The following is an 8,745-nucleotide window of genomic DNA, read 5'->3' as shown; positions in this document are numbered from 1 at the left end:
TTTTCAAGTTCTTCGCCCTGAGGCAACCCGTCTAACTTAGGACTTCCGCTCCCCCGAGTCAAATCGCTGCGGTGTGATCCGCGCCGCGATCCTCTTCCGAGAACCTTCCGCCCCAGGTCAGGACCAGTTCCAACCTCTCGACCATGGGCCGATCCGCTGTCCCGATCTCCTGGGCACGAGGAAGAACATTACGGGGGTTCCGAGACCCCGTCAAGCCAGAACGGCTCTTTTCGAGGTGGCCTCGACCACATCGCTCCCCGTCGAGGCGCGCATCGGCCCCGTCGCCGATCCTCGTCTCGCCTGTCCGTGCAGGTCAGGGCGAGGATCGAGGAGGTCAGCGAGCGGGCACCACTCCACGGTGCAGGGCGACGATGCCCCCGCTGAGGTTCCGATACTGGACCTGCTCGAGGCCGGCCTGTGCGAACCATCCGCGCGCGCCTCCTGGTCCGGCCAGTCCAGGATCGACTCGGCGAGGTAGTCGTAGGCGTCGGCGCTCGTGGCGACGCGTCGTGCCACGGCGGGCGCCGCACGCAGCAGGTAGTTCTCGTAGACCGCCCGGAAGGGACGCCACGTCGGGGTCGAGAACTCGCACACCACGACACGGCCGCCCGGGCGCACCACCCGGGACATCTCGGCGAGCGCCCGCCGCGGCTCATGGACGTTGCGCAGGCCGAAGGAGATCACCGCGGCCTCGAAGGAGTCGTCCGCGAAGGGGAGGTGCTGGGCGTCGGCGCCCACGAACGGGACCGGCGCACCTCGTCGGCGGCCCTCGGTCATCATCCCGAGCGAGAAGTCGGCGGCGACCACCTGCGCGCCGGCGCGGGCGATGGCGGCGCTCGAGGTGCCGGTGCCGGCGGCGAGGTCCAGGACCTGGTCCCCCGCAGCGATGTCGAGGGACTCGACCATCTTCTCTCGCCACATCCCGACCTGCCCCATCGCGGCGACGTCGTTCATCAGGTCGTAGCGGCGGGCGATGCCGTCGAACATCGTCGCGACGTCGTACGGCCGCTTCTCGAGATCGGCACGGCTCATGCCCTGATCCTCGCACGGACCGTGCCCCGGGGAGCGCACGCCGGCCCGCACCCCCGACGCTCCCCGGACCGACCGAGGCGTCGGAAGACGTTCCTGGAAGAATGCCCCCGGGCCGCCTCGTGACCGGGCGGCCCGGACCGTCCTCGTGAGGAGAGCTCGAATGACCGCTGCCAGCACCGCTCGCACCGACGCCCTGCGCGCCCTGACCATCCCCTCGGAGTCGCTTCCCTCCGACGGACGCTTCGGCTCCGGTCCTTCCCGGGTGCGCGATGCGCAGATGGACGCGCTCTCCTCGGTATCCCGCACGGTGATGGGCACGTCCCACCGTCAGGCGCCGGTCAAGCAGGTCGTCGCTCGTGTCCGTCAGGGCCTGGCCGAGCTCTTCTCCCTTCCCGAGGGGTACGAGGTGGTGCTCGGCAACGGAGGCTCCACCGCGTTCTGGGACGTGGCCGCCTACGGGCTGATCGAGAAGCGCTCCCAGCACCTCGTGCTCGGCGAGTTCTCGCAGAAGTTCGCCGCGGAGTCCTCCGGCGCACCGCATCTCGCGGAGCCCGAGGTCATCCGTGCTGAGCCGGGGAGTCGCCCCGCCCCGCGCGTCTCCGAGGACGTGGACGCCTATGCCTGGCCGCACAACGAGACCTCGACCGGCGTGATGGTCCCGGTCGCCCGTCCCGAGGGTGCGCGCGAGGACCAGCTCGTGCTCGTGGACGCGACCTCCGTGGCCGGCGCCGCGCAGGTGGACGTCTCGGCGACGGACGCGTACTACTTCGCGCCGCAGAAGGCCTTCGCCTCCGACGGCGGGCTGTGGCTCGCGCTCCTCTCCCCCGCCGCGATCGAGCGTGCGGAGCGCCTCGGCACGGCGGCGGACCGCTGGATCCCGTCCTTCCTCTCCCTCACCGCCGCGATCGACAACTCCCGCAAGGACCAGACGCTCAACACCCCGGCGGTGGCGACCCTTGTGCTGATGGCCGAGCAGATCGAATGGATGCTCGCCCAGGGCGGTCTCGCCTGGGCCGACTCCCGCACCCGCACCACCAGCGGCATGCTCCAGGCCTGGGCGGAGCGGCGCGAGGAGATCACCCCCTTCGTGACGGATCCGGCGGCGCGCTCGCAGGTCGTGACCACCCTCGACGTCGACGACTCGATCGATGCCACGGCCATCACCTCCGTGCTTGCGGGCCCACGGGATCGTCGACATCGAGCCCTACCGCAAGCTCGGACGCAACCAGTCGCGCATCGCGACCTTCCCGGCCGTGGACGAGCAGGACGTCGCCGCGCTGATCGCAGTCCTGGACCACGTGCTCGACCGCTCGGCCGACGCCGTCTCCTGAGCACCTCGCCGGGCCGGGCGGCTCCCGCGCGCGGACCGCTGCGCGTCGGCCCGCCCGCGGGGATCACGCGTCCCACAGACCACGAAGGGCCCCATCCGCGGACGGGACCCTTCGTGCGTGCCGCACGCGCGTGCGAGGAGTCGTTGCGGCGCCGCGGCGAGGCACTTCGCGGTGCGGGCGGGGGCGGTGCCGCGCTTCTGCGTCGCCGAGCTTCTGCGTCGCCGTGGTCCCGGGGCGGCGCCCCGCTCGCCCGCGACGGCATCCCGGCGCCACCGTCTCTGCGTCCCTCCGCGCCCCGTCAGTCCCGCGGCGGGACCAGCGTGCGCCGCGACAGGGCGGTCGCCTCGCCCAGGCTCTCCCGCTCCGCGGCGCTGATCCCGTCGAGACGGGAGCGCGACCAGGCGTCCCGCTCCGCGCGGCCGGCCCGCACGAGCTCCCTGCCCCGGTCGGTGAGGGTCACCCGCACCTGCCGACCGTCCTCGGGGTGGGCGGAGCGGCGGACGAGCCCCGCCTCCTCGAGGCGGCCGAGCACGCGGGTCATCACCGGAGGGCTCACGTGCTCGAAGTCGGCCAGCGCCCCCGGGGTGGACTCCCCCGCCCGGTCCAGGTGCGCGAGCACCGAGAACTGCGAGGCGGAGACCGCATGCGAGGCGGTATGCGAGCGCAGGATCCGCGAGGAGACCAGCGACAGGCGCTGCGCGAGCTCGGCGGCGAGCTCGGCGATCTCGGTCTCCGCCCCGGGATCGGTCACAGCAGCAGGCCCTCGACCGCGCCGCGCAGGAAGTACGCGACGAACATCAGGGCGATCACGTACATCAGCCAATGGATCGAGCGTGCCTTGCCCCGCACCAGCTTCAGCGAAAGACATACATGATGAAGCCGGCGCCCATGCCCACGGTGATCGAGTACGCGAAGGGCATCAGGATGATCGTGAGGAAGGCGGGGATCGCGATCTCGACGTCGGTGAAGTCGATGTCGGTGATCTGGGTCATCATCAGGAAGCCGACCATCACCAGCGCCGGGGTCGCCGCCTCGTAGGGCACCATGCCCACGAGCGGCGAGAGGAGGGTCGAGAGCAGGAACAGCACGCCGACGACCACGGCGGACAGCCCGGTGCGCGCGCCCTCGGCGACACCGGAGGTGGACTCGACGAAGCTCGTGTTCGAGGAGACTCCGCCCATGCCGCCGGCGATCGCCGCGGCGGAGTCGACCACGAGGATCCGCTGGGAGTGCGGGATGTCGCCCTGCTCGTCGACGAGATCCGCCCCCGCGGCGACCCCGACCATGGTGCCCATGGTGTCGAAGAAGTCGGCCAGCAGCAGCGAGAACACGATGACGCTGGCGCCGACCGCTCCCGCGGCGGTGATCCCGCCGATCGGGTCGACGGTGAAGAGCGTGGAGAAGTCGGGGAGCTGGACCGGGAACTCGGAGACGGCCGGGACGTTCATCGCCCACCCGCCCGGATTGCCGGGGCCGTCGGCGCCGTCCGGGGCGAAGGCGCCCAGGTGGAGCACGCGCTCGATCACGATCGACAGCGCGGTCGCGGTGACGATGGCGATGAGGATCGCGCCGGGGACCTTGCGCACCCACAGCACGAACATGAGCAGCGACCCGGCGACGAACACGAAGGTGGGCCAGCCGGTGAGGGACCCGTCGTTGCCGAGCTGGACCGGGGTGCCGTTCGCGGTCGTCACGAACTTCGCGTTGTACAGGCCCAGGAAGGCGATGAACAGCCCGATGCCGACGGCGATCGCGGTCTTGAGGAAGGCCGGGACGGCGTCGAAGACGGCCTTGCGGAAGCCGCTGAGCACCAGCGACAGGATGACCACGCCCTCGATGACGACGAGGCCCATGGCGCCGCCCCAGGTCATGCCCGGCGGCGGGACGACGGAGTAGGCGAGATAGGCGTTCAGCCCGAGCCCGGCGGCCAGAGCCAGCGGGAACTTCGCCCACGCCCCCATGAAGATGCTCAGCAGTCCTGCGATGAGCGCGGTGCCGGCGGCGACGGCGGGGAGGTTCGGCTCGGTGCCGCCGCCGAGGTACATCCCGGTCGAGTCCGGGACCGTGCCGATGATCAGGGGGTTCAGCACCACGATGTAGCACATCGAGAAGAAGGTGACGATGCCGCCGCGGATCTCCCGAGGGATCGTCGAGCCGCGTGCGGTGATGCGGAACCAGCGGTCCAGGGCGCCGCGCGGCTCGGGGGTCGGGGTCGCGGCGTCGGGGGCGGTGCGCGAGGAGGAGGAGGGGGAGGGATCGGCCTGCTGCATGAGGGCGATCGTATCGGCCCCTGCGCCCACCGGGGCTCTGCCGGGGAGGGTGGTCCCGCCCGGGACCCGGTGGTCTCGGTCTCAGTGGGAGCGCGCGGCGCGCTCGGCCTCCTCGAGGCGGCGCTCGTGGCGGTAGTCCTCGTGCGACTCGAGGCGGGAGGCGGCGGCCTCGTCGGCGACGACGACGACCTCGGGGTGCATCTGCGGCACGGTCGCGGGCCAGCGCGCGCTGATCCCGCCCTCGACGAGTCGCGCGATGGCCGCGGCCTTGTTCTCCCCGGAGGCGACCAGCACGATCCGCCGCGCCTCGAGGATGGTCCCGAGCCCCTGGCTGAGGGCCTGGATCGGGACGTCCTCGCGGCTGGCGAAGTAGCGCGAGTTGTCGGCGATGGTCGAGCGGCTCAGGCCCACCACGCGGGTGCGGGAGCCGAGGGAGCCGCCGGGCTCGTTGAAGGCGATGTGGCCGTTCGAGCCGATGCCGAGCACCTGCACGTCCACTCCCCCGGCGTCACGGATGCGTCCGTCATAGGCCACGGCCTCGGCGTGCGGGTCCTCGGCGGTGCCGTCCGGGGAGCAGACCCTCTCCCCCGGCAGGTCGATGTGGGAGACGAGGTTCTCGCGGATGAAGCGGTGGTAGCTCTGCTCGTGCTCGTGGGGCAGGCCCACGTACTCGTCGAGGAGGAAGGCGCGGGCATCGGCGAAGGAGAGCCCCTCCTCGCGGTGGCGGCGGATCAGCTCCTGGTACGCGGGCGGCGGCGAGGAGCCGGTCGCCAGGCCCAGCACCGGGCCCCGGTCGCCCGTCCGCTCGAGGACGCGCTGGATCTCGTCGGCGACGACGACGCCTCCGGCCGCGGCGTCCTCCACGATATGGATCTGCATGGTCCTGCCCCTCTCTGGCCGTGCGCCGGATGCTCAGTGCCGCGACTCTGCCGCGTGCGCGAACGTGCTCGTTTGCGTGACCATCCGAGGATACTCGCTCACGGAGGGTCCGAGCCCACAGAGGTTCCGGACGCGACGACGCCGCCGCCCCCTGAGGGGCGACGGCGTCGTGTCGGGGGACGCTCAGCGTCGTCCCGCGCGGCTCACTTCTTCTTGCCGGAGCTCGCGGCGAGCTCGAAGGCGGCGCGCGGGGTCTCCGCCTGGGGGATGCCGATGATGTCGCGGCGGGAGACGAGGTTGCCCACCCAGCCTGCGGCGACGGACACCTTGCGGCCGATCGTCGGCATCGCGTACAGGTGGTACGAGCGGGCCATCGCCCAGGCCGGGAGGCCGCGGATGTCCAGCTCCTTCTCGCCGAGCATCAGGCGGCCGACGCCCTTGTACATGCCGAGGGTCGCGAAGACGCCGAGGTTCTTGTGGTAGTAGTCCACCAGCGGGCGGCCCTGGACGGAGCGCGCGATGTTGTCGGCCAGGCGCTTGGCCTGGCGCACCGCGTGCTGGGCATTGGGCGGGCAGAACTTGCCCTCGCCCGAGGCGAGATCCGGCACGGCGGCGCAGTCGCCGGCGGCGAAGACGTCGTCGAAGGGGCCGTCCTCGCCGTTGACGCGCAGGTCGGGCAGGACCTGGACCTTGCCCATGAGCGGGCCGCGCTCGGTGACGATCGGGAGGTCGGAGGTCTCCTCGTCGAAGAGTACCGGGTTGGGCTTCACGCCCGCGTTCCACACGAGCAGGTCGGTCTCGAACTCGTCGCCGTCGCTGGTCTTGATCACTCCGTTCTCGGCGGAGTTCAGGAAGGTCTCGAGCTTGACCTCGATGCCGCGCTCGCGCGACTGGTTCAGCACGTAGGCGCGCTGGTCCTCGGTGAGCTCCGGGAAGATGAAGGGAGCGCCGTCGACGAGCACGAAGCGGATGTCGGAGGCGTGGAGGTCGGGGTAGTAGCGCAGGGCATCGCGCACCATGTCCTCGGCCTCGGACACGGCCTCGCCGCCGGCGAAGCCGCCGCCGATGAAGGTGAAGGTGAGCAGGCGCTTGCGGAGCTTGGGATCCTTCGTGGTCGCCGCCTCGGCGAGGTTGGCGAGGATGCGGTCGCGGACGGCCGTGGCCTCCTCGACCTGCTTGAAGCCGATCGCGTTCTCGGCGAGGCCGGGGATCGGGAGCAGGCGCGGGACGGCGCCGAGGCCCACCACGAGGTAATCGTAGGAGATCTCGAGCCGCTCGCCCTCCTCGGTGTCCACCACCACGGTGTGCTCGGCGCCGCGGATCGCCGCGACGGAGCCGGTGACGACCTTGGCGCCGGTGAGGACCTTGCGCAGCGGCGCAAGCACGTTGCGGGGATCGATCTGCCGCCGGCGCCGACCTCGGGGAGGAAGGGCGCGTAGGTCATGTACGGGCGCGGGTCCACGACGGTGATCGCGACCTCCGCTCCGAGCGTCTTGCGCGGCTCGGACGCGGTGGTCATGCCGACGGAACCGCCGCCGAGGATGAGGACATGGGGCTTGCCGCCGAGGGTGTTCGTCATGGACCCCAGCCTAGGACCGTATGGTCGCTGAGACAAAAGCACCTCGTCAGATGGTCACCGCCTGACGCGCTGAGGGTCTCAGGGCGCGTGGTCCAGCAGATCCAGCGCCATCCCGTCGAGGATGTCGTGCTCGCTCGTGCGGGTCTCGACGATGCCGGAGGCGGCGGCGACGCGCTCGACGATGCGCGACCAGATCAGCGCGCCCGCCCCGATGACGTCGATGCGCCCGGGGTGGATCACCTGGTGGCGCGCCCGTTCCTCACGGGTCTCCCGCAGCGGCGTCCCGCACAGCGCGCGGACCTCGTCGACGGGAAGGGCGGCGCCGTGGGTGACATCGGGACGATAGTCCCGGATCCCGGTGGCGACCGCGGTGACCGTGGTCACCGTCCCGGCGACGCCGACGAGCGAGGCGACCTGCTCCAGCGGGATCGCCGCCGCGGCCTCGTCCAGCAGGGCGTCGATGTCCGCCGCGGCGGCGGCGATCTCGGCGTCGGCGGGCGGGTCGGAGCGCAGGTGGCGCTCGGTGAGGCGGACCGATCCCATGTCCAGGCTGATGCGGTGGGTGGGGGCGGTGGTGCCGAGCACCAGCTCGGTGGAGCCACCGCCGATGTCGACCACCAGCGCGGGCCCTGCGGGCAGGCCCTCGACGGTGCTGACCGCGCCGCGGTAGGACAGCTCCGCCTCCTCCTGGCCGGAGATGACCTCGGGGTCGATGCCGAGGATCGCGCGGATGCCGGAGATGAAGTCCTCGCGGTTGGAGGCGTCGCGGGTCGCGGAGGTGGCCACGAAGCGGACGTCCTCGCGGCGCACGCCGTAGTGCTCCACCAGCGCCTGGTAGCGGCGGGCGGCCTCCAGCGTGCGCTCGACGGCGACGGGGTCGAAGCGTCCGGTGCGGTCCACGCCGAGCCCGAGGCGGACCATCTCCAGGTGCCGCTCGAGGTCGACGAGGCGCCCGGTGCCCTCGTCACGCCGGGCGATCAGCAGGCGGATCGAGTTGGTGCCGCAGTCGATCGCGGCGACGGGCGCGCTCATCGTCCCTCCTCGCCCTCGTCGGTGCCGTGCTCGTCGACGTCGGTCCCGGGCTCCTCGTCCTGGCGGCGGCAGACGAGCTCGGGCACGGCGCCGTCGATCATCGCGAGCACCTCGTCGCCGACCGGGTTGACGCCCGGACCCTCGGCCAGGGACTGGCCCGCGAGGGCGTGGAGGCACTTGACGCGCGTCGGCATCCCGCCGGCGCTGACGTGCGCGACCTCCTCCGCCTCGCCGATCTCGGCACGGCGCGCCAGGTAGCGCTCGTGCGCCGCCCGGTACGGGGCGGCGAGCCGCTCGTCGCTCTCGAGGCGCTCGGTGAGCTCGGCCATCAGCCCGGTCGCCTCGAGCCGGGAGAGCTCGAGGGTGAGCCAGGGAAGGGTGAGGTACAGCGAGGTCGGGAACGGGGTGCCGTCCTCGAGACGGGGAGCGGTGCGCACCACGGCGGGGCGCCCGCAGGCGCGCGCCTGGCGATCGAGACGACGCCGCGCATGTCGCGGCCGAGCTGGAGGCGCATGATCTCGAGGTCGCGCGGCGAGGCGGGCGTCTCGTGGGGAAGAGGGGCGAGTGCGGTCACTGGTCGTCGTCCTGATCGGTGGTGTCGGCGGGGTCCTCGGCCGGGACG

Annotated in this window: 4 protein-coding genes and 4 pseudogenes; 1 reads left to right on the top strand and 7 read right to left on the bottom strand. The window is 72.0% G+C overall.

From position 1 onward, the window contains the following. Positions 1-334 precede the first annotated feature (334 nt). A pseudogene (locus WKH84_RS23125) lies at positions 335-1,032 on the bottom strand (demethylmenaquinone methyltransferase). A 160-nt stretch (positions 1,033-1,192) separates the two neighbouring features. Between WKH84_RS23125 and serC the strand changes: the two are divergent. After that, a pseudogene (serC, locus tag WKH84_RS23120) lies at positions 1,193-2,363 on the top strand (phosphoserine transaminase). Between the two features lie 298 nt (positions 2,364-2,661). Here serC and WKH84_RS23115 read toward each other — a convergent pair. The 6 genes and pseudogenes from WKH84_RS23115 to WKH84_RS23090 form a co-directional block, all read right to left on the bottom strand. Continuing rightward, positions 2,662-3,114, bottom strand: a complete 453-nt coding sequence (locus tag WKH84_RS23115; protein ID WP_341855244.1) for a MarR family transcriptional regulator — start codon at positions 3,112-3,114, stop codon at positions 2,662-2,664. Beyond that, positions 3,111-4,633, bottom strand: a pseudogene (locus WKH84_RS23110) (NCS2 family permease). Before WKH84_RS23110 ends, WKH84_RS23115 begins: the two are co-directional and overlap by 4 nt. Before the next feature lie 81 nt (positions 4,634-4,714). Further along, complete coding sequence (gene nagB, locus WKH84_RS23105) at positions 4,715-5,512, bottom strand: glucosamine-6-phosphate deaminase (RefSeq protein ID WP_341855243.1); 798 nt, start codon at positions 5,510-5,512, stop codon at positions 4,715-4,717. A gap of 203 nt (positions 5,513-5,715) precedes the next feature. Then, positions 5,716-6,897, bottom strand: coding sequence for an FAD-dependent oxidoreductase (locus WKH84_RS23100; protein WP_341855242.1), 1,182 nt, complete (start codon positions 6,895-6,897; stop codon positions 5,716-5,718). A gap of 272 nt (positions 6,898-7,169) precedes the next feature. Beyond that, on the bottom strand, positions 7,170-8,123 hold the full coding sequence (locus WKH84_RS23095; protein ID WP_341855241.1) for an exopolyphosphatase: 954 nt from the start codon (positions 8,121-8,123) through the stop codon (positions 7,170-7,172). Then, a pseudogene (locus WKH84_RS23090) lies at positions 8,120-8,637 on the bottom strand (DUF501 domain-containing protein). Before WKH84_RS23090 ends, WKH84_RS23095 begins: the two are co-directional and overlap by 4 nt. Positions 8,638-8,745: the final 108 nt, after the last annotated feature.

Source organism: Brachybacterium sp. GPGPB12, assembly GCF_038396325.1.
GTDB lineage: Bacteria > Actinomycetota > Actinomycetes > Actinomycetales > Dermabacteraceae > Brachybacterium > Brachybacterium conglomeratum.
The sequence above is the reverse complement of the archived record's forward strand: the minus strand, read 5'-3'. Positions and strand labels throughout refer to the sequence as shown.